This is a genomic window from Polyangium mundeleinium (assembly GCF_028369105.1).
Taxonomy (GTDB): domain Bacteria; phylum Myxococcota_A; class Polyangia; order Polyangiales; family Polyangiaceae; genus Polyangium; species Polyangium mundeleinium.
In genome coordinates this window covers 5,751,825-5,773,102 of record NZ_JAQNDO010000001.1, presented here as the reverse complement: position 1 = coordinate 5,773,102, position 21,278 = coordinate 5,751,825, and the positions used below count along the sequence as shown (strand labels likewise).

Sequence of the window (21,278 nt, the reverse complement as noted above, 5' to 3'; positions counted from 1 at the left end):
AGGCCACGTCCTCGTGGCCTTTCTCTGAACCGCGCCCTTCAGCCGGCAGTCCCGGCCCGCGGCTCGCTCCGCGTTGGACTCCCCCGCGCGGCGCTCGGGGCTGGGAGACGCCGCCCTTCCAGCATCATCGGCACGCGGCCCCGCGGCCCCATCGTGAGCCCCCGCTGCACGTGCTCGACCGGGGCCACGCTCGCGAGCCGGAGCTGATACTCCCGCAAGAGAATGGCGAGCGTGATCTTCATCTCCACCATCGCGAGCGTCGCCCCGAGGCAGCGCCGGCCTCCCCCGCCGAAGGGGATGAACTCGAACGGGGAAAAGTCCCGCTCCAGGAAACGCGTGGGGCGGAATCGCTCGGGCTCGGGATAAAGCTCCTCGCGCGTGTGCAAGAGGAGCGGGGATGGAACGAGCGGCTCGCCCGGCGGAAAGGTGTACCCGAGGAGCGCGAACGTTTTTCGGGGCATACGCCCGACGCTGACCACGGGCGGAGCGATGCGCAGCGTCTCCAGGCAGACGGCGTCCAGGTAAGGCAAGCCGAGGAGTTTTTCGAAAGGGGCCTCGGGCCCGAGGGCGTCGATTTCGGCGAGCAGCCGCGCAAGCGTGTCGGGCTCGCGGTGGAGCCAATAAAAGGCCCAGGCCAGGGAGACGGCCGTGGTCTCGTGGCCCGCGAAGAGCAAGGCGCGGAGCTGATCGAGGATCTCCCGATCGCCGAGCCCATCGCCGCCTTCGTAACGCGTCTTCAGGATGAGCCCGAGCACGTCGGCGCGCTCCTCCCCCGACGCGCGCAGGGCGCGAATCTCCTCGCCCAAGAGCGCGTCGAGCGCCGCCCTGGCCCGGAGCATCCGCGCCCAGGGGCCGAATCCGCGGAACGGGCGCCGGATCGCCGGCATGATCAAGATCAGCGGATGGACCGCGTGAATGAGATCGAGCACGGCCGCGCGGACGTCGCGAATCCGCGCCTCGCCCCGGACGCCGAACACCACGCGGATGACGATGTCGAGCGCGATGGATTGCGTGGCCTCCAGCATCGAAAATGGCTGGCACGGCGTCCATTGCGAGGCCGCCTCCCGCGCGACGTCGGCGACGACGGTCGCGTACGATTTCGCAGCGGCCGGCGCAAAGGGGGCCGCGAGCAGCTTGCGATCCCGCCGGTGGCGCGTCCCGGTCGAGACCACCACCGACGTCCGCCCGAAGACGGGCTCGGTCACCTCGACCCCGAACGGCTCGAACGTCTCGGGATCGGCTGTGTAAATGGCGCGGAGGGCCTCGGGATGACCGACGAATGTAATCGGTCCATTGAAGGTGAGGACGCGGAACGGATCCCCGTGCTCCGCGGCGAAGCGGCGCATGACAGGGGCGGGAGACGCGAACGTGGAGCGGAGGGTGTCGAACAGGCCGAGGTTCCCAGGTCCAGGCGGTAGCATATGCATGCACTCCCCTCGACCGAGCCCTAACCGGGCCGCGACGTGGTGTCAATCGGAGTACGCTTCGAAACCAGGGAGTGGATCGTAATCCTCGTCCGGCTCGTCCTCCCCTCCGGGGGGCCACGCCTCCTCGACGGGGTCCTCGGCGAGGAGGCCATCATAAGGCCCCGGCAGCGGCGCATCCTCGTCCTCTTCTTCGGCGAGGATGTCGTCGAGATCCGCGACAGAGCCGTCGGCCTCGTATTGCGCCCACGCCTCGGGGTGCTCCGCGACGAGGAGCGCTTCGAGCGCCGTCGCCTTCACCCGCTGGATCGGCTGCCCGTCCGTGCTGCTGCGGGGCCGAAAGCGCAATTCGCGTCGCTCGTAGACCGTGAGCTCCACCGGAAAGAGGTCCACGACGTGGTAGTGCACGTATTCGCGGATCTGGCCGAATTTGAAGATGCTCACGCGCTCTCGCTCGAACGTCCACCCGAGGCCCACGAGGTGGCGCTCGAACGTGTCCTCGTCGTCGGTGAAGACCTGGATGTCGATATCGCTGCCGCGGCGGATGTGCCCCGTGCTGACGGATCCGATGAGGCGCGGCTCGAAGGGGCCGAGGGCGCGCATCACGCGGAGGGCGACGACGCGCATGGCGAAGAGCCGGCGCGTGCGCCGTTCGCCCTCGGCGAGCTCGGCCATGGCGAGCAAGGCGTCGCGAATTTCGCCGTTCGAGGGCAAATCCTGGGGTCGATACCGCAGGTTTTTCCCGCCCGCGTGGCCGAGCAGGCGCCTCGCGGCCATTCGCTTCGCGGTGAAGTATTGCTTGACCCCCTCCTCGTACATGAGGCGCGCCGCCTCGACGGCGACCCTCGCGCGGAGCCCTCCGGTGCGTTCGCTGCTCATGAGGGGATGGGGGGCGAAACGGGGGGCGAAACGAGCGGCGCGAGGGCCTCCCGGAGCTTGCGGAGCGCGCCGCCGACGGTGCGTCCGCCGCGCTCGTCGCCATAGATGCGTTTTTGCACGACCTGCTGCGTGACGCCGAGGCGGCGCGCGATCTCGCCCTGGGACAGGCCTTCGAAAAAGTAAGCCTCGACGACCTCGCGCTGTTTGTCCGTCAAGGCCGTTGCGACGGCGTCGCGCACGGCGTCCTGGAGGCGAAGGCGCGCCTCGGAGGCCTCGTCGTCGTCGTGATAGAGGTGACGAGACGCGTCGATGTGATCGAGGTTCGCGACGAGGCGGGCGCGGTGCCTTCCGCCGTCAGAAGATCTCCTTTCGTGGGTCATGGATGGGGGCGGGCTCGCCGCCGGGGTCGAGGAGGGAGAGGTCTGCACCTTCGAGGAGAATCGAAAGCGCGTCTTCGGGTGACATCACGGTGGCGTGAGGGGAGCGACCGAGGACGTCCCAGCGGCGCAGGCGCTGCAGATCGGCGAGCGCGGCGGTCCCGCGCAGGCGGCGCTTGGTGGGTCCGGGGTCGTGCAGAAGGTCGAGGTGGTGGCGCACGAGCCAGACGATGCGGGGCGAGACGAGGCCGTCGAGGAGATCGGCGCCCAGCGCGTCGTGGTCCGGCGAGGATATCGCCTTTCCCACGTCGTGCAAGAGCGCCGCGGCCCAGAGCGCACGCTCGGGGCTCGCGGCGCGCGCGAGGTCGAAGACCTGAAGGGAATGGTAAAGGGCACAGCCTTCGGGGTGATACGCGGGGTTCTGACGTATTCCGTCGAGGGCGAGTAGCAGCGGGAGGAGCTCGTCGTACATCACCGGGGCGCGGCGCAGGTGATCACGCCGCTCACCCACGGGGCACGTTCACACCCACCGGCGATGCTTTTCGTAGAGCTCGTCGCGCCACGCGATGAGCCGCGCATGCTTCTCCGCGAGGTCCGGGTTGCTCCAGGCCGCGCGGCCGCCGAGGCCCGTGGGCATGAACCGCTTGTCGACCGGGCTCACGCCCTGGAGCACGAGGGCCATCGTGATGTCCGCGTACGAGAAGGCGTCGCCGAGCAGGTATTTTTGGCCCTCGGCGAGCGCCTTGTCGAGCACCGCAAGCCCCTCCTCGGCCACCGTCCGGTGCGTCGCCGCGCCCTCGCGCATTCGATACTTCGAGACGAAGCTCTGCAGGGCGCCGCGGCCCACCGGCCTGAGCAGCGACACGAGCGCCTCCGGGGTCCCAGGCGGGAGGACGGCCTTGACGAAGTCGGGATTGTCGACAGCCTTCAGCATCATCATCGCCCGGAGCGCCGCGAGCGTCTCCTCGCTGCGCCGATTCCAGGTCTCGATCTCGGCCTCCCGGCCGGCGGGGAAGAGCTTGGGCCCTCGGCCGACGGCGTCCGCGTGGCGGGCGATGTCGAACGAGTCGGTGAAGAGGACGCCGCGATCGTCGAGAATCGGGACGGTTACGCGCCCGGTCGGTTTGCGGAGGAGGATCCGGAGCCGGAGGTCGCCCACGATGGGCTGGTGCTCGACTTCCTCGTACGAGATGCGGTGATGGTCGAGCGCCCAGCGGGCCTTCTCGGACCAGGGGGAGAACGGGATGCCGTAGAGCCGGGTTTTTTGGTGTTGCATTGGGACCCGAGCATCCTACAGGCGGGGCTGCCGGTCGAGCGAAGGAATTGCGTGGTGCATGCCGATTGACAGCCCCCTCCCGTTCTTGTTTCGTTCCCCCATGCCCCCGACCCCCATGCACGAAGGCGCCTTCGTCCTCACGGGCCTCGCCTCCCGCGGCGGCCTGTCGAACTGGATCTTTTTCTTTTTGCCCGCGGAGATCGTCCAATGTGACTTCGGCGTCATGCCCGCCCTGAAGGCCGGCGCTGCGGCGGGGGTCCGCGCCAATCTCGACGTCATCGGCGAGCTCGGCGAGCAGACGTATGGCCCCCGGCAGCCGAAGGGCGGGACGGCCGAGGCGTGGTGCGACGAGCTCGTGGGCAAAGCAAAACGTGTCGAGCGGCTCCCTTGCGAGCGTGTCCGCGGCATACGCCTGCATCTGAAGGCCATGGCGCACGAGCTATCGCTCGTGACCGACGAGGGCAAAACCTCCACGTTCAGCCTCATGAACCGGAGCGAGGCCGAGGAGGTCCGCGGCTTGCTCCAGGCCCGGTTCGGGGAGCGGTTCGTCGTGACGAAGTCCGCCGTGTTTGCGTTCTTCGAGCGGCACGCGCCGTTCTTGATGAAGTGAGCGAAGGGGCGGCGGGGACGATTGCGCGATCGTCCCTTACCTCCACCCGCGTGCTCTGGTATCGTCCTCCGCACCGTGATGTTTCGTGTTTCGTTGGCCGGGATCCTCGGGCTGATGGGGTGGCCCCTCGCCGCGTGCACGCCCCAAGGGGCGAACCGTGAAGAACAGGCGGCCCCGCCGAGCTCCGCGGCCGCGGCGGCCTCGACGGCCAGCACGAACGCGCCTTCGCCGAGCGCCGCATCCCACGCGCCGTCCGCAGCCGCGACCGCGGAGGGCACGGCGGCCCCGTATTCGCCGCCGCCCGAGTCGTCCGCCGCCGCAGCGCCTCCCGAGGCGCCACGCAAGACGATCGGCACGTTCGACGATTGGGTGAAGGGGTATCAGGGGAGCGGCACGCCCGAGGCCCACAAGAAGCCGCCGCGGCTCCGGCTCGCCAAGGACCTCGGCCTCTCGTCCGGGCGCATCACGTTCACGCGCTCGGGGGATATTTTCACGTATGATTTCGCCAAGGGCGCGGAGACGCAGCTCACGCAGAAGGCTCCGCGCAACGTGGCGCCCGTGTTTCTCGGGGACGGTCGTCGGATTGCGTTCCTCAGCAACCGCGACGGGATGGTCTGGCGCGTGTTCCTGATGAACGCGGATGGTACGGAGCAGCGGCCGATCACCCGTACATTCTCGGGCGCGTTTGATTTTTTGCCGTCGTTCGTGATCACGCCGGACGGCAGCCGCGTCGCATACATCGCGGCAACGAAGGGGCTGCCCGACGGGCCGCCGGAGGAGCTGCACCTCGTCGACGTGGCGAGCGGCGAGGACCAGCGCGTGGGCGAGCCGGACTCTTTCGAATCTCCCGCGTTTTCCCCGAAAGGCGACACGCTCTACCTCGTCGCAGGCGGGTTCGAGGCGGAACACCTCGCCTCCGTGGACGTCGCCACGCGGAAGCTCCGGCATTTGCCGGCCGCCGACAATCGCATGTTCAGCGGCGCCCGGTGGCTCGGCGATCGCTTGTTGTTCTCGGCGAGCCCGACGGGCTCGTTCTGCTGCCAGCGCTCCTCGCTTTACACGACGTCACCCGACGGCAGCGGCATTCGCGGGTTCGGCTCGTTCTGGGTCGCAGGTTCGCTGCGGCCGGAGGTGTCTCCGAAAGGAACGAAGGTGGCCGCCGCGTGGTCCATGCGCGAGGGCGGGTTCGGCGCCGATTATCGAAACGAAATCACCGTGCTCGACGCGAACGGCGGCGGCGAGCGCCACCTCACGGACGCCTTCCCGCGGCCCTTTTACAGCGGCTTCGAGCCTGCCTGGGCGCCCGACGATCACCACCTCGCCTTTACGCTCTCGTTATGCCCGTACGTGGGCTGCGAGCCGACGATCCGGAGCGTGGTCGTGGTCGATACGAGGGACACGAAGGCCGTCCCCGCGTTCATCGCCTACGGCGGCGGCACTTCGTGGAGCCCCGTTCCCTGAGGAATGGCGCATGGCCATCGAGCCCCCCACGCCCCCGCGTATCTACATCCTCCGCGCCTCGGAAGCGCCACGCGCGCTCGTCTTCGTCAAGCATCGCCAGAAGCGCTGGTCGCTCCACCTCTGGAACCTCGACGCCCAGCACCTCACGCCCGGGGCCGTCTTCTTCGGGACGCTTTATCCGCGCCGGAGCGATCTCTCCCCCGACGGCCGGTATCTGCTCTATTTCGCCATGAAAGCGCCCGGCGACGCCGATTGGCCCTTTCAATTCAGCGGCCTCTCGCGCGCGCCGTGGCTCACCTGCTTGCTCGCCTGGCGCGAGGCGGGGACCTGGACGCGTGGAATGTTTTTCGCGTCCCGCGCGTCGGGCCGCCCGGAGATCCCCGCGCGCCACGCCCTGCATCACGGCGCCGATCTGGCCGATCGCTCCCCGTGGAACATTCAGATGAACGACCCCCTCCAGCTCGCGGCCGAGCGGCGGATCGGATTCGTCGAAGCCGAGGATTCACCGCCGCGCCATCCACGCGACCTCTGGGACGAGCGGCGCCGCGCCGTGCTAGTCAAACAAAGGCCGGGCGGCGGGCGCGAGGCCCTGCGGCTCACGCTGGGGCCCTTCGACCAGGGCGAAGGGCGGATCGAGGGCGTTCGCAATCATTATTCGCTCGTCGGGAGAGATGGGCGAGAGACCCCACTTCCGGGCCATGTGTGGATCGACTGGCTCGATGAGAAGCACGTCTACGGCGCGACGATCGACGGACGGATCGTCGCGTGCGCGCTCCGGGGAGGCGAGCTCGTGGAGACGTGGGCGCACGCGTTCGGGGACATGCCCACGCGGCACCCTTCACCGGAATGGGCGCGGCACTTCTGACGTCAATCCCAGCGGTCGAGCTTGTAGACGACGCGCATGCCGCCCTTCGAGGTCACGCGGAAGCTCGCGTTCCAGGTTGATCCCTTCGTCAGGCTGAGCCCGCACGCCTCGGCCGTCTCCTTGCCCTCGACGACCGCGTCCTTCGCGTACGCCTCCATCGTGGCGCGAATCTCGTGGTATTCGCTCCGTAGATAACTCGGGAAAAACCCGGCGCCCTGCTTGTACTCCCGATCCCGCGCGTCCTTCAGGACGAAGACCACACCCGCGCCGTGGTGCGTGAGGACCTTCTGCGGGTTCCACATCCAGGGCAGCAAGGAGATCGCCGTCACGGGGTGGTACACGCTCGGCTTCAGGTTCCAGCGCGCAGGCGGCGAGCCGTTCACGTACACGTACGAGCTGACCCGGTTTCGCCGATCCTCGAAATCCCATTGCAAGAGCGGCGGCGCGTCCGCGTGTTTGGCCGTGACCATCGCGGTGTACGACTGGTTCGCCTCCGGAACGAAATACTCGATGTTCTCCGCCTCGGGGAGGACGGTCCGCGCGAATTTCTCCCAGGTCATGGTGACGGGCGGGACGTCGAGGTCGACGGCGAGCTTCGCCGCGGGCTTGAGGTGGTCGAAGACGCCCGCCTTTTGCCCCCTGGGCGAGGGGTCCTTCGGGACCCACAAGGTCTCGATGTCACCGAGCCGGGCAAAACGGCGCTCCATCGCGCCGGCGCTCTTCAGCGATTCGACGATCTTTTCGGCGCGCGCGAGGTTGCCGGCCGACGGCGCCGCCTGCGGGCGCTGGTACTGGAGCGGGTGCATCTTCGCGGCGAACCGGCTCTTGACCTCCGCGAACGACATGCCCGCCGCGAGGTCTTCGAGCAAGGTGCCGATCATGCTGCTGCGCACGTGGCAAAACCCGGCCGGAGCGCGGGCGACCGCGAGCCAGGTGAGGTTGTCCCGCGCCCGCGGGTTCTTCGCAGCACGGCGTGTCTCGTGCAGATCGAGCAGCCATTTCGCCACGCCAAGGACGGCCTCCGATCGATAGAGCGATTCGGTGGAGAGGAGCTTGTGCGCCTGCTTGACCACGTCGAGCGAGAACGCTTCGAGCCCGCGGAGCAGCGTCTCGTGATCGTGGCGTTTCTCCGCCATGAGCTGCGGGTTCGTCTTGATCACGGTGGGCTTGTGGAGCAGGTCCGTGGAAGGCGTGACCGCGAGGTGCTCCCAGTCGCCGGTCCGCGGCGTGCCCCATACCTTCTCGTCCGTCAGGAAAACGCCGTCGATCGGCGCCTCGGCCACGGCCTTCGCGAGCGCCCGGATCGCGCTCGTGTAGGGCTCGGGCGCCGTCTCCGGATCCCACAACGCAGGTCGCGCCTTGCCGTCGGAATCGACGACCACGAGGCCGCCGTACCGATTCACGAAGTGCCGGCAAGCAGAGCAGATGTTGAACTGCCGCAGCTCGGCCGGGACCTCGTCGAGGAAGACCTGGTAAAGCGCGGGCGTGCGCGTGGTGAACAGGCTCGGCTTGTCTTTGGTGCGTTTTCCGAAGTGCACGCGGATCGAGGCGAGCAGCTCGTCGTAGTGGTCGTCGATCGGAGAGACCTGGGCCGTCGGGGGTGAAGGAAGATCGGACATGGTCGCGCTCCCGATGACACCGCGGCGCTCCGCCAATTGCAAGGGGGGAGCACCGAGCCCGCTCGAAAGCGGCCGGCCGGTTGACGCTCGCCGCCGGGCCACCTACCGTCTTCGTTCATGCGGTGGCCGCTCCTTGTTGCGCTCTTCCTCGTCGGCTGCGGGCCCTCCCCCGCCGCCTCCGGCGCCGAATCGTACGCGGGCTCGATGCCCGCCTCGGGGCGCGTGATGCTCCACGGCGTGACCGTCGCGCCCTGCAAATTCGGCGGCGATGCGTGGGACGGCACGGAGCACATCGATCCGAGTCAGATCGACCTGTTCGGCAATCTCCTGCGCGGACGCGTGCCCTACGTCGAGATCGCCAAGGCCCTCGCCGCGCCCGCGAACGATGCCCTCGACAAACCCGACGTGAAAGGGCGCGCGAGGACCCTCGGCGTCTCCGAGGGCGCGCCTCTCGTGCTCAAGGGCCAGGAAGATACCTTTACGCCGCAATTCCAGGGGCCACCCACGTTCCCGAACGTGGCGTTCGACGGGAGCACGCGCCTCGCCGTCGATCTGCTCGACGACGACACGCTCAACGACGATCCGATTGGGTCGTTCCAGCTCGGCGCCGATGAAATGCTGGAGGCCTTCCGGGCTGGAAACGTGCATCAGGTCCGCGTCGACGCGCAGACGAACGGACAAGTCCTCTTTGCCGCGATCTCCGTCCTGGCAGATTGAATCTCGATCAGAGCGACGCCGCGAATTCGCGGCCAAACTCCAGCGGCGACGGGCGCTCGGCCGGATCCCGCGTGGTGGCGGCCCGCAGGAGCTTGGCGACGGCCGCAGGGAAGCCGCGGAGACGCTCGGCGTCGTCGAAAGGATCGAGCCGCATGTGCGCGAGGATGCGGTCGCGCCCCGTGAGCTCGTCGAAAAACGAGCGGCCCGTGGTCACGTTGTAAATCGTGCCGGCGAGCGCATACACGTCCGAGCGCGGGTCGAGCTCCACCGGATCGAGCACCTGCTCGGGCGCGATGTAGCCGGGCGTGCCCGCGACGAAACGGCCGCCGACCTCGGGCGGGACGCGGATCGCCCGCACCATGCCGAAATCGATGACCACGGTCGAGAGCGGAGGCACGCGCCCGGGATCCCGGTGTTTCTCCGGGTCGAACCGCTCTCCGCCGGCGAGCGGCAGGCGCAGCCAGAGGTTCGCCGGCTTGATGTCGCGATGCACGAGGCCCGCACCGTGCAGCGCCGCGAGCCCGGCGCACGCGTCGAGCACGACCTGACGCAGCTCGAAGAGCGTCATCAGGCGGGCCGTGGCGTATTGCTTGAGATCCGCGCCGATCAGGTATTCGAGCACGAGGAACGGCGCGCCCTCGGAGACGCCGCGATCGATGATGTTCGCGACGTTCGGATGGTAAAGGCCCGCGAGCGCATTGGCCTCCTCGACGAACGACGCGAGGATGCCGGCGCGCTCGGTCTCGTTGGCGCTGGCGAGCGCGTCGGCCTTGGGGATCTTGAGCACGAAGAGGCGATCGGCCCCGGGCTTGTGCACGAGCCAAACCGAGCCGATCCCGCCCTCGCCGAGCGGCTTCACGAGCTCGTAGCCCTCGATGAGCTTGGGCTCTTTCTTCTTCGAGGTCGGCGGCGGCGGCGGCGTTCTGCGGATCGCCCCGCGCACCGCGCCTTCCAAAAGCGCGGACGCGACAGGGCCGAGCGAGGCGAACCACACGTCGAGCATGCCGAGCTCGCGCGCGCGGATGGCGCGGGCGACGAGCGCGGCCACACGCGGGGCGTTCTGCGTCGTGCGCGGCGGGAGCGAGTCCTCGTCGTCCTCGCTCGCGGTGTGCAGCGCCTTGACCGGATCCGCGAGGGAGGCCTGCAATCGATCCCCGGCGAGGACGAGCTTGATGCACCGGATTTCGAGGTCGCTCTTCGGCCCCGAGGCCTCGCCGAAGTCTTCGAGCGCCATCGCGAGCTTCGAGAGCGCCCGCGAGAGCTCGGTGTCCTCCGCGTGCAACGCGACCAGCGCCTCCTCGGCCTGGAACGACCAGCCGGCGTCGGTCTCCGCCGAGGAGACGGCCGTGCGTAGCGCCTCGGCTTGCTCACAGCACCGCGCGAGCGCGCTCGGCGCCATCATCGGCAGCGAGGTCGCGAGCTGGCGGAGCATCGCGGGCCGGTCGATGACGAGCGCCCACCACGCGGCGAATGGACCGAGCCAGCGCACGTCGTCGACCTCGCCGAGCGCCGTACCGCGCGTCGTGTCCACGAGCCGCCAGAGCAGCGCCGAGAGCGCGTTTTTCAGAGCAGGCGGGAACTCGCGCGAGCCGCTGCCGAGGCCTTCGAGCTTGCGCAGCCAGAGGCAGGTGTCGTGCGCCGTCGGCCCGCGTTGGCCATCGATTTGGGCTCCGGGTCGCCTGACGGCGCCCGCCGCCCCAAGCCCCGACCCGAGCTCGTCGTCCTCGCCACAAGCGTCGAGCGCATACCCGCCGAGGCGAACCGCCACGACCTCGAGCGCGAGATCCTCGTGCACGTCCGTCTTCTCGCCGCGCCTCCGCTCCGCGACGAGATCGAGGATCTCCGCAGGCGAACGAGCCAAGGTCTTCCACGTCTCTTCGAGCTCGGGCTCGTCCACGGGTACGCCCGTGGGCCGCGTCGCGAGCAGCGGGCGCCAGAGGCGAACCGCGAACGCCCGCGCCGACGATTCCAGCGCGTTCAGCGCGGCCGCGCGCTGCCGGAGCCTCCCCCACCCGAGCGCGATGCGGCGCGCCTCGTGGAACGTCGCCGCGAGCGAGGAGGCGAAGCGCGCGGCGCGAGCGTCCGCCTCCTCGTCGTCGTACTGCGCGGCGAGGCGCATCAGGTTCTCCAGGCCGAGCTCGAGGTCGAGCGGATCACGCTCGGCGCGGTCGATCACGTCCGTGACCGCGATGACCTCGATCCACCGGCGCGACTCGTCGATCGAGGCGACGCGCACATACCGCGCCTTCTCGCGGAGCGCGCGGAGTGTGGCCTCGATCTCCGGCTCGTCCACGCCACGGCGGAAGAGCGTCGCGAGCCCACGCGCGAGCGCGCGCGCGGCGATCGCGCCCCCGTCGCCTTCGAGCACCCGCCGGGCGAGGCGATCCCAAAGCGTCTTGCGCTCGAAGAACAGGTACGGCGTCGCGGCGGCGACCGCGGCGAGGACCCAGGCCTCCTCCTCGCGCGAGTCGAGGATGGCCACGAGCTGGCTCGCGAGGAAGGCGAGCCGCTCGGCCGGGAGCGAGGCAAACGCGGTCGTCGCGCGCTGCCGCAGCACCACCGACTCGCCGAACACCCAGTCGAGCAGCGTGCCCTGGAGCTCTTCCATCACGCCCGTGAGGCGCCCGAGCGCGCGGGCCGCGTGCACCCATACGAGTGGCTCGGGGTGCAGGAGCAAGGGCTGGAGCACCTGCAGCGTGCGGCCGATGAGCTCCGGATCGGCCATCCGCGGCATACCGCGCACGCTGATTTCAAGGCACCGCGCGGCGAGCACGCGGCCGCGGAGCGCGCCGTGCGCGGGACCGCGGACCATGAGCTCGAACACCTCCGGAGATCCCCAGAGCCAGGGCCCGAGCTCGGGCACTTCGAGCGCGCTCGCGCCGGCCTCCCAGATCAGGATCTCCAGCCGCGCGCGCGCCTCGGCGTTCGCCGCCGACGCGAGCGCTTCTCCGTCGCCGAGGAGCGGCGCGCACGAGAGCGCGTCGAGCAGCGGCCCTTCGACGACCCGCGCGCGCGCGGCCTCGACGATCCGATCGCGGCCGAGCGTCTCGGCGAGCGCCACGAGGATCGGTGCCATCCGCACGTCGCGCCGGAACGCGCTCGCCGCAGAGAACGCGAGCAGGACCTCGCCGGCCGGCTCGCCGTAGAGCGCGGCGAGCGCGGCGAGCTCCTCGGCCGAACGTGCGAGCTCGGGGAGCTCACGCCGAAGGAGCTGCGCGGCGGCGCGCGCGTCCTGCGGAAGCACACGCCGATCGGCCTCGCTCTCGCCGCCCGCGCGGAAGTGCGCGCGCACTGCCTCTTCGAGCTCGGGGTTCGTCGCGTGGAGGCGCGTCAGGGTCGAGAGCGCGATCTGGATGTCTTCGGAGAGCATCAGCAGCCGAGAGAATACTTCCTTCGCGGCGTTCCGTTCAAAATACCCACGGCTTGGCAGGGTCGAACCTCGATGCCGCGTCTGTTTCTCCGAGGATCACGCCGAAACGAACCACGGACGCCACTCCGATCCGCACCGGTGTCGCCGGCCTCGACACGATCCTTCAGGGCGGGCTCTTCCAGGGACACATCTACATTCCCCCGGGTGTGAGGTCGAAGTCTGCTTCACCTTTGCAAGGAGAGTCCGGAAGGAGACGCCCATGGTGAGCTGGAAGCAAGTCGGCGAGGTCTTGCGGGCATGGCGCGAGGGCGCGAGCCTGGGGGACATCGCCGTGATGAAGTTCGACATGCTCGGGGGCTCGCCGCCCGACATCAACGCGCGGCTGCGGGCGCAGGGACGCGGCTGCCTGGAGGTCGACCTCGATGCGCTGCGGGCGCTGCCGGAGGGGACCGTCGGCCGCGCGTATGCGAGGCTGCTCGATCGGAGCGGCCTCCGCCCGCTGACGATGAGCGCCGCGATCCAGGCGCGATTCGCCGAAAACCCCTACGCGCTCCGGTACACGAGCACGCACGACCTCTTCCACCTGCTCACCGGTTTCCCCACGACGCCGGCGGGCGAAATCGGGCTTTACGCGTTCATGATGGCCCAGGGATTCGGGGCCCGGAACCTCCTGCACCTCTGGGGAAGCGCGGCGGTGTACGCGCTGCTCATGCCGCTGCACGCGCCGGGGATCCTGCACAATGTGCGGGTTGGCCTTTCGATGGGGAAAAAGGCGAAGATTCTGATCGAGGCCCCATTCGAGGAGATGCTCGCCGATCCGATCGAAGAGGTCCGGCAGCGCCTCGGTCTGCCCGATCCCGCGAGTGCCGGCATTGCGCCGGGGAAAAAGAGCCTGCTCGCCGAATGGTTGATCCCGAAGGACCAGGCGGCCTCGATGAGCTGAAGCGTGTCCTCGTCCGGGGCGCCCCCGACAGAGCGCGATGAACTCCGCCCCAAGGCGCGCGGGGGCGCGCGCGTCTCACGCGGAGGCCACGATCCGGCGCTGTCGCCGCGTGGGCACGATGGAGGAGCGGCACATGCAAAGGGATGCATCGAGATCGGGCGCGAAACGCGCGAGGCATGGCATGACGATCGGAGCGGCGCTCCTCGCAGCGCTCGCGCTCACGGGCTGCGGCGCGGGCGTCGCCACGGCCCCCGTGACCCCCGAACGGAACGCCCTCCCCCCGCACGCCTCGAACGAACCCGCCTCCCCCGCGGCGGCCCTCCGGTTCCGGGACGGTCTGCTCGCGCTCGCCCGGCAGGACACCACGCAAAAACACGACGAGGCGAGCTGCAGGACCGCCGCGGCGCACTTCACGGCCGTCGCCGACAGCCGTGAGAGCGCTTCGATCCGGGCACGCGCCCATTACAACGCGGGCGTGGCGTACCAGCGATGCCAGCTCGATCGCGAGGCGCGGGAGCAATTCACGAAGGCGCTCGCGGCGGAGCCCACGTCCCACCGGGCGCGGGCCGAGCTCGCGCTGCTGGATTTTGCGGCCTCGGGTGAGAAAAACGTCGACGCGGCGATCGCAGAGCTCACGCGGGCCGCCGTCGTCGACGCCCAGTTCAAGGACGCGACCTCGCTCGTGCACCTCGGCGTGCTGCACCTCAAACGAGGGCGCGAGACGCCCGACGCGGACGGGCTCACCGATTCGCAGCGCGCCAAGAAATACGCGCAGAGCGCTCTCGCCGTCGATGATCGCGCCTTGCCCGCGTACAACCTCCTCGCGCTGATTCACCTCGGGGCGGCGCAACGAAATGCCGTGGCGCCCCGGGCGCGCGGCTCGCTCGACAAGAAGAAGCTCGACACGCAGGTGCTCGAGCTCGCGGCGCTCGTATGCTCGCAGGCGATTCGCAAGGATCCGAGGTATGCCCCGATTCACAACACGGCCGGCATGATCCAGGTCGAGCTCGGGGATTTCACGGGGGCCGCGCGTTCGTTCGACGAGGCGCGGAGGCTCGATCCCGCGTTCTTCGAGGCGCACATGAATTTTGCCGCCGTGAACCTGCGCTTCCGCGGATTCTCGCCGGCCGAATCAGCGTACCGCGCGGCGCTCGCGCTGCGGGCGAACGATTACGATGCGCGTATCGGGCTGGCGCACGCGCTCCGTGGTCAGATCGATGAGGGGAACATGACGCGGAAGGTCGCGGAGGTGCGAAGCGAGCTCGCGAAGGCGAAGCAAAGCGCGCCCGAGCGGCCCGAGGCGTATTACAACGAAGGGATCCTGACGCAAGAATACGCGGCGATCGCGGGTGGGGAGCAACCCGAACGCGCGTCACGCAAGGCCAAGGAGCTCTTCGGCGTCTTCCTCCAGAAAGCCGGGACCGATCCGACCTACGCCGACGCCACGCGGCGCGCACGCGAGCGGATCGAGGAGATCGAGCAGATCGAGGGTTTCATGGGCCACGATGGGAACCGCACGGAGGCCGAGCGGAAGGCGGAGGAGGCCGAGCGGAAGAATCGAATGGCCGAGGAGGAGGCGCGCGCGGCCGAGGAGGAAGCTCCGAAGCCGGCGACGAACCCGTGAGAGATCAGCCGGCGCGCCAGAGCACGCGGTCGTAGAGCGGCTCCTCCTCGACATCCATCCAGTCGATGTCGTGCACCACGGCGTGCGCGAGAATGCAGAGCCCGAGGAGCGGCAAACCGTCGTCCTCCTCGTCCTGCTCGTGGAAATACATGACAAACCCCGTCCCGTCCTCGCGGGCCGGCTCGTCCTCCTCCGGATCGAAGGCGATCATCGCCTCGACGTCGAAGTTCTGGATTTCCTCGATGCTGAGCACGCCCCCCTCGGGCAGGCGCTCGTTCAGGAACGCCAGCATGGCCTCCCAATCGTCCTCCTGCATGAGCCGGTAGACGACGTTCGCGTGGACCTCGATCGCGACGGGCGAGCGCGCCTCGAAATGGGAACGAAGCAGGCCCACGTGGCGCTTCGTCTCGGTCGTGAACAGCTTTTCCAGAAGCTCGTCGGGATCCATATCGACGCTGTCCGCCTCGTAAAAACCCCGGTCCGGGTCCTCGTCGAGCCGGAGCAAACGCTCCAGGCGTTCGAGGTAGACCGTCTCGCTACCGCCGTCGGCGAACGTGATCTCGTACCGATCGACCACGAAAAGCAGCGTGCCCGCCCGTGAGACCAGGGCGAGGCGCTCGGGAGGGCGCGAGGGCCCCACGGAGCGACGCGCAAACGCAAAATCCTCGGGCCCGGTGAGCTGGACGGCCATGCACGCGAAGGGGAGCGGAGGACGTCCCCGCTGTCAAGCGCACGCCTTTTTCCGAGCCGGATCAATACGAAAGGGTCGCCGTTCTTGACGCCGGGCGGCGGAAAGCGGATGCTGCAGAGGCCGCGCAAGATGAGCCCAAGGCCCCAATGAGCACGACCATTCGCCCCGTTCGCAGCGAAAACCCCGATGGGAGCTCGGAGCTCTCCGTGGAAGAGCAAAAAGAACGGCTGCGCGGTGAGAACCGGGTCTGGCACATCGGTCGCACCAGCCGCGACGACAACGATCCGATGGCGGGCTTGAACGGCAGCCAGGTCGATCTGACGCGCGTGCTGCGCGGTCGCCGGCTACGCACGGGCCGTCAGCGGTAACCACCTTCCTGCGCCGCCGCAGCGGCCTCCGTGAGGCGCGTCGCGAGGACCTCGGCGTCGAGGCCAGCCTCGTGCTCGGTCAGGAAGAAGGTCTCCCCTTCCCGCGTGGTCGCGATCCACGGGAGCTCGTCGCCGCCCACCACGCCGTCGCGGCTCCGCACGAGCACGAACACGCCACGCCCATCGAGGTCCCGCGCGAGGGCCACGCCGCGCAGGATCGACGTGGGAACGTTGACGTCCCGGCCGCGGACCCACAACGAGACGAATTGGGCGGAGATGTTTTCCAGGCGGATGGCCTGTCCATGGCGAACGTCTGCGACGATGCCCTTGTCGTGCACGAATCCCGTCGTCGCGCCCGCCACGCCGAGGCCGAAGAGCATGGTCCCGAGGACGACGAGCTCGGAGCCGAGCGCGCCCTCGGCGATCGCCCATACGCCGGCCACGAGGAGCAGCACGAACGCAAAGACGCGGAGGCCCGCGCCGAGCCGAATCCGCCGCACGGTGCCGGTCTCCTCGATGGAGAGGCCCAGCATGACGAGCGCGAGGCCCGCGACGGGAAGGCCCGGCGGCGAGAGCAAAAACGACCAGAATCCGCCTTTCACCGCGGAAAATGCCATCGACGCGAGCCCGAAGGAGGAAAACGCGTACGAGAGGGCCCGCCCCTGGGTGATCAGAAAAAAACGGCGCACGGCGGACGCGAAGGTACCACGACGAAGGCGCGCCGCGCGCCGGAATCAGCCCGGTTTGCCCTCGTCCGCGGTCCCAGCGTTGCGGAGCAAGCGGATCGCCCATAACGAGAGCGCGAGCAACACGACCGCGAGGGCCACGCCGAGCGCCGTCCGGTGCCGCTCCGTGAACGGCAGCGGTGCTGCGCGATCCGCCTCGCCGAAACGAGGGTTTGGCAGGACAGGCCCCATCGTCGCGTCCCGCGGCGCCTCGGCCCGATCGGCGCGATCGAGGATCACGGCGAGATCGTAGGACGGCGCGGCGGCGGTCCGATCCCCGACGTAGAGCCGGTGCTCACCGGGCGCCGTCGCGCGGAAGACAATCTCGCGGGCACGCACTTCGCCGCGCGCGCCGCGGATCCCGAGCGGTGGCGAGTCCTCGTCGTGGATCACGAGGCGGAAATACCGCTTGCGGGTCTCGTCGATCGGCAGGCGCGTCGACTCCAGCACGACGCCCGGCCGCGGCGTGATTCGATACAGGACGCCGCCGCCCACGGCCGGCCAGACCTCGCGGAAGCTCGTCGCCGTGACGTCGACGCGGCGGCGGAGCTCCGTCGTCCCGACGTCGAGCGTGATCGCCTGGATCGGCAGGCCCTCCGCGCCCGCGTCGAGCGTGACGATCGTGGATCGCTCCGCCTCGTCGCGCCGGATCTCCTCGATGGCGAGCGGCACCTCGGAGGCCGCGTTCGTCTCGTCGTTCGAGGACGGGCAGCGAAAATCGGCGCCCCGGATCGAGAGGCGTCCGCCGGCCTCGGCCGCATCCGAGGGCAGGAGCGTCACGCGCACGAGCCGCGCTTCGGACTTCGGGTACGGGACGAGCAGGTGCTCGACCGTGCCGCGCTCGTGCCGGATCCGGTACACGAACGGCCCCTCCGCGACGACGCCGAGCGCCTCGCGGCTGTCGCCCGTCTCGACGCGCACGCGCCGGAGGAACGTCTCGCCGGAGATGTCGAGCACGAGCCGACAATGCAGCGTCGACGCCGGCAGCCGGAACGTCGCGACCGCCGCGCCGCTCTGCAGCCACGCGGGATCCAGAAGCTCGCCGGGCACGTCCGGCGCGCGCCGATGGGCCGGGATTTCCCGCACGATTCGCGGCACCTCGCGCCCGGCTGCGTCGACGAGCCGTACGTCCGCGAGGAGCTCCGCCGATGTGCTCGCCCGGTAGAGCACGTCGTCCACGACGAGCCGATGATCGCCAGCGGCGTCGATGCCCGTCACGGCGCGCATCGACGCGTATTTGCCGACCGGGAGGAGCCGCGGCGCGATCTCTTGTGCATCCGCGCGCGTGGCGACGAGCAGGATCACGAGCGCCGTCCCGCCCGTGCGCATCAGCGCGATCAGACGATCGCTGAAGCGCGCATAGAGAAACCCGCCGGCGACGAGGAGCGCGCCGACGCCGGTGAGCAGGAGGATCTGGTAGATGCGCTCGACGCTCCAGACGTCCCATACCGCGAGCTTGGCGACGGCGAGGAAAAACAAGGCGAGCCCCAGGTACCGATGAAGCGCGCTGCGCGCCGCGAAGCCGAGCGCGAGCAGCGCCGCGGCCGCGACCGAGAGCACGAGCGTGGTCGTCATGGCGAGCCTGCCCTGCTGCGACTCCAGCAGGGCCGTGAGGCGCGCGGCGAAGGCCGCCCATTCGGGTGCGTCGAGCGGCACGGGCGGAGGCGCGGGAAGCGTGGTCACGGCGGTGCGGACTTCCAGCACGGCGAGCGTGATCCAGAACGCATGTCCGCCGATTGCAGCGATCCCGGCGGCGACATCGAGCGACGCCCGCGCCTTGTCCTTGGCTGCATCCGCGCGCCGCGCCCCCGCGGCGAGCAGGTACGCCGCGACGAGCAACGCGACGCTCATGCCCGCGAGGCCCGTGGCACGCGGGCTGCGGAGCAAGGGCACGGAGAGGACCCCTTCCCTGCCCTGTGTCTCGAGAAACCGCTCCACGAGCGCCTGCGTGCCCCACACGTCGATGGCGACGAGACGAACGAGCGTCGCCGTGAACAAGAGCGAGGCCACCACGAGCCACCCGCCCTCCCGCGAGCGCGCCGCGATCGCCGCCGCGACGCAGCCGAGCGCGGCCCACAGCACCGTGATCGTGGCGCCCTCGAGCCCAAACGCGAGCGCCGCCGCAAAGAGGCCGAGCGCGAGCCCCGCGAGCAGGGACAGGCGCACGCTCGCCTCGGGCCTCCGGCGCATGATCACCGCGGCGAGCGCGAGATCCGCAGCGCCCGCGGCGGCCGTGACGAGCGCGCGGAACGTCGGGACCTCGTCGCTCGTGGACGCGAGCGCAGCCGCGACGAACGCAAGCGTAGCGAGCGCTCCGGCCAGGACCGCGCTCCAGCGCACGGGCGCGGGCGTCCGAAGCGCGGCGACCCCGAGGGCCGCGAGGTGCACGACCCCGAAGACCACGAGCGCGCCGAGGAACGCGGGCGACAAGGGCACCGCAGGCGCGGCGCTTCGCACGAAGCCCGCGGCGATCGCGACCATGAGCGACGCAAAGGCGACAGCTGCGAGGTGGAGCACGCCGAGGCGAGCACGAACGGCGAGCGCGGCGGCGGCAGCACTCGCGATCGAGGTGAGCACCACGAAGATTGCGGGCCTCTCGGGCAGGAGCTGCACCGCGGCGAGCACGACGAACAACGCGGCAGCGACGCTGCCCGCGATGGCGGCGCCCGCCGGCAACGGATCGAGGCGGAGGACCTTGCGCACGAAGCCTGCAACGTAGACGGCCGTCCACCCGCCGAAGAGCGCCACGAGCCAGAGCCGCTGCTCCTGGGGGACGTCATGGCTCACGACGAGGAAGACCACGAACGCCGCGGCCATGGGCACGGCGAGGAGCTCGGTCACGCCGAGCGCGCCGAGCAGCCAGATGGCAAAGGCGCCGAGGGCGATCGCAAGGGCCGAGAGGAACCACACGTGATCGGGGAGCAACATCGCCGCCCCCGCGTGCGAGAGCGTGAGCGCGGCGAGCGCAAAGAGCTTGGCGTCGAGCTTCCGCGGGGTGCGACGGTCGAGGTAAAGCGCGACGGCGGACCACTGCGCGGAAGCGAGCCCCACGAAGAGCAGCGGCGCGAGGCGCGCGGCGAGGTTGTGATAAGGCCCGATGCGCGCTTCCGGCGGGACATCGCTCCACGCGGACGCCTGACCGTGGATGTCGAAGTACTTCGCGTACCAGCCGAGGAAAAGCGCGGCCGATCCCGCGACGACGAGGGCCAGAACGAGTCGGAAGCCGGCCCGGAGCGCGACGCCGAGGGCCATGGATCCGAGGAGGAGCAGGTAGCCGAAGAGCGCAGCGGGCCGGTCCTGTCCGGTCGAGAGCACGACGGGATTGGCGAGGCCGGCGACGAGGACGAGGACGAGCAGCGATTCGGCGCGGTGGCGGAGCGAGAGCCCTGCGCCGAGCGCGAGCACGAGGGCCACGGCGACGAAGGCCACGGTCGGCGGGGCGAGCTGGTAGAGCGCGACGCTGGCCCATAACGAAGCGACGAGCGTGGCGAGGCCGATGCCGGAGAGGGCATGCACGAAGGCCGGACGGGTCCGGGGTCGGAGGAGCTCCGCAGAGGCGAGGAGCAAGGCGCCGAGGGCTGCGCCGAGGACGACACGACCGGTAGGGCCGATCCAGGCGTTGTCGACGGCGTACTTGAAGAAGAACAGGGCGCCGAGGAGGAAGGCCGCTGCGCCGATGCGGGTGAGCCACGTGAGGCCGAGTTGCTCTTCGAGGGAGGGAGCAGGCTCGGTGGGGGGTGCGGAGGAGGAGACGGCGGCGGGAGCCGGAGCGGAGGCGGAGGCAGAAGCGGCGGCGGCCTCCGAAATTGCGTGCGGGTCACCCGTCGGTTCGGACGGCGCGACCGCGAGCGCGTGCGGGGCGTCCGTCAGGTCGGACGGGTGGACCTTCGCGTCCCGTAGATCCCCCCTACCAGGCTGGAACGACGGGTCGTGAGGTGTCGACGGTGCGTCAGTCAGGTCTGACGGGTGGATCTTCGCGTCGCGCAGATCCACCCTGCCAGCGTTGACGGACGGGTCGTGAGGCGTCGGCGAGGGGGCGGTCCGATCTGGCGGGTGGACCGGGGGGGCTTGCGCGAGCGTCTCCATGCGCGCGAGCCGCCGTTCCAGCTCCACGATACGCGCCTCTCGCACGTCGAGCCTCTCTTCGAGGTGCTTCGCGCGCGCCTTCGCCTGCGTGGCCAGGAGCAACGCGAGGATCGGGGTGGCCAGGAACAGCCCCACCAAGCCCAGGCCGAGCAGGACGAGGAGCGCCTCCATGAAAATGTCCCTACCACGGGGCCGCGCTCACGGGGGTGCTCCGCAGGCGCCACGAGGGAACATCCATGCGCC

At 69.8% G+C, this 21,278-nt stretch carries 17 protein-coding genes; 7 read left to right on the top strand and 10 right to left on the bottom strand.

What is annotated here, in order from left to right:
- Positions 1-38 precede the first annotated feature (38 nt).
- From POL67_RS22990 to POL67_RS22970, 5 genes are all read right to left on the bottom strand, one after another.
- Positions 39-1,346 (bottom strand): cytochrome P450, encoded by a 1,308-nt coding sequence (locus POL67_RS22990; protein ID WP_373372367.1) that lies wholly within the window; start codon positions 1,344-1,346, stop codon positions 39-41.
- Positions 1,347-1,469: 123 nt separating this feature from the next.
- Positions 1,470-2,303 carry a nucleotidyltransferase domain-containing protein gene (locus POL67_RS22985; protein WP_271920501.1) on the bottom strand — a complete coding sequence of 278 codons (834 nt, stop codon included), beginning with the start codon at positions 2,301-2,303 and terminating at the stop codon, positions 1,470-1,472.
- Positions 2,300-2,683: an RNA polymerase sigma factor gene (locus tag POL67_RS22980; RefSeq protein WP_271920499.1), complete on the bottom strand. Its 384-nt coding sequence runs from the start codon at positions 2,681-2,683 to the stop codon at positions 2,300-2,302. The genes POL67_RS22985 and POL67_RS22980 overlap by 4 nt, the downstream gene beginning before the upstream one ends.
- A complete protein-coding gene (locus POL67_RS22975) occupies positions 2,658-3,191 on the bottom strand; it encodes an HD domain-containing protein (RefSeq protein WP_271920497.1) in 534 nt (177 codons plus the stop codon). Before POL67_RS22975 ends, POL67_RS22980 begins: the two co-directional genes overlap by 26 nt.
- 9 nt (positions 3,192-3,200) lie before the next feature.
- Complete coding sequence (locus POL67_RS22970; protein ID WP_271920495.1) at positions 3,201-3,956, bottom strand: glutathione S-transferase family protein; 756 nt, start codon at positions 3,954-3,956, stop codon at positions 3,201-3,203.
- 100 nt (positions 3,957-4,056) lie between these two features.
- On the opposite strand from POL67_RS22970, the gene POL67_RS22965 reads away from it, so the two are divergent.
- From POL67_RS22965 to POL67_RS22955, 3 genes are all read left to right on the top strand, one after another.
- Positions 4,057-4,566 carry a hypothetical protein gene (locus POL67_RS22965; RefSeq protein ID WP_271920493.1) on the top strand — a complete coding sequence of 170 codons (510 nt, stop codon included), beginning with the start codon at positions 4,057-4,059 and terminating at the stop codon, positions 4,564-4,566.
- A gap of 75 nt (positions 4,567-4,641) precedes the next feature.
- On the top strand, positions 4,642-6,027 hold the full coding sequence (locus POL67_RS22960; protein WP_271920491.1) for a TolB-like translocation protein: 1,386 nt from the start codon (positions 4,642-4,644) through the stop codon (positions 6,025-6,027).
- 10 nt (positions 6,028-6,037) lie between these two features.
- The gene (locus tag POL67_RS22955; RefSeq protein ID WP_271920489.1) at positions 6,038-6,892 is read left to right on the top strand and encodes a hypothetical protein; all 855 of its coding nucleotides are present in this window, start codon (positions 6,038-6,040) and stop codon (positions 6,890-6,892) included.
- A 2-nt stretch (positions 6,893-6,894) separates the two neighbouring features.
- Here the strand turns inward: POL67_RS22955 and POL67_RS22950 are convergent, their stop codons facing one another.
- Positions 6,895-8,511, bottom strand: coding sequence for a DUF8224 domain-containing phage-derived protein (locus POL67_RS22950; protein ID WP_271920487.1), 1,617 nt, complete (start codon positions 8,509-8,511; stop codon positions 6,895-6,897).
- 117 nt (positions 8,512-8,628) lie between these two features.
- Between POL67_RS22950 and POL67_RS22945 the strand changes: the two genes are divergently transcribed.
- Complete coding sequence (locus POL67_RS22945; RefSeq protein ID WP_271920485.1) at positions 8,629-9,228, top strand: hypothetical protein; 600 nt, start codon at positions 8,629-8,631, stop codon at positions 9,226-9,228.
- 7 nt (positions 9,229-9,235) lie between these two features.
- On the opposite strand, the gene POL67_RS22940 is transcribed toward POL67_RS22945, so the two are convergent.
- On the bottom strand, positions 9,236-12,598 hold the full coding sequence (locus tag POL67_RS22940; protein ID WP_271920483.1) for a serine/threonine-protein kinase: 3,363 nt from the start codon (positions 12,596-12,598) through the stop codon (positions 9,236-9,238).
- Positions 12,599-12,857: 259 nt separating this feature from the next.
- On the opposite strand from POL67_RS22940, the gene POL67_RS22935 reads away from it, so the two are divergent.
- A complete protein-coding gene (locus tag POL67_RS22935) occupies positions 12,858-13,541 on the top strand; it encodes a Coq4 family protein (RefSeq protein WP_271920481.1) in 684 nt (227 codons plus the stop codon).
- 181 nt (positions 13,542-13,722) lie between these two features.
- Positions 13,723-15,165, top strand: a complete 1,443-nt coding sequence (locus POL67_RS22930) for a tetratricopeptide repeat protein (RefSeq protein WP_271920479.1) — start codon at positions 13,723-13,725, stop codon at positions 15,163-15,165.
- A 4-nt stretch (positions 15,166-15,169) separates the two neighbouring features.
- Here POL67_RS22930 and POL67_RS22925 read toward each other — a convergent pair whose 3' ends face one another.
- Positions 15,170-15,856 carry a hypothetical protein gene (locus POL67_RS22925; RefSeq protein WP_271920477.1) on the bottom strand — a complete coding sequence of 229 codons (687 nt, stop codon included), beginning with the start codon at positions 15,854-15,856 and terminating at the stop codon, positions 15,170-15,172.
- Between the two features lie 146 nt (positions 15,857-16,002).
- Here POL67_RS22925 and POL67_RS22920 point away from each other — a divergent pair, with 146 nt between their 5' ends.
- Positions 16,003-16,224, top strand: coding sequence for a hypothetical protein (locus POL67_RS22920; RefSeq protein WP_271920475.1), 222 nt, complete (start codon positions 16,003-16,005; stop codon positions 16,222-16,224).
- Here the strand turns inward: POL67_RS22920 and POL67_RS22915 are convergent.
- Positions 16,215-16,913, bottom strand: coding sequence for a hypothetical protein (locus tag POL67_RS22915; RefSeq protein ID WP_271920473.1), 699 nt, complete (start codon positions 16,911-16,913; stop codon positions 16,215-16,217). The two genes, POL67_RS22920 and POL67_RS22915, sit on opposite strands and share 10 nt — an antisense overlap.
- 45 nt (positions 16,914-16,958) lie before the next feature.
- Complete coding sequence (locus tag POL67_RS22910) at positions 16,959-21,206, bottom strand: DUF2339 domain-containing protein (RefSeq protein ID WP_271920471.1); 4,248 nt, start codon at positions 21,204-21,206, stop codon at positions 16,959-16,961.
- Positions 21,207-21,278 lie beyond the last annotated feature (72 nt).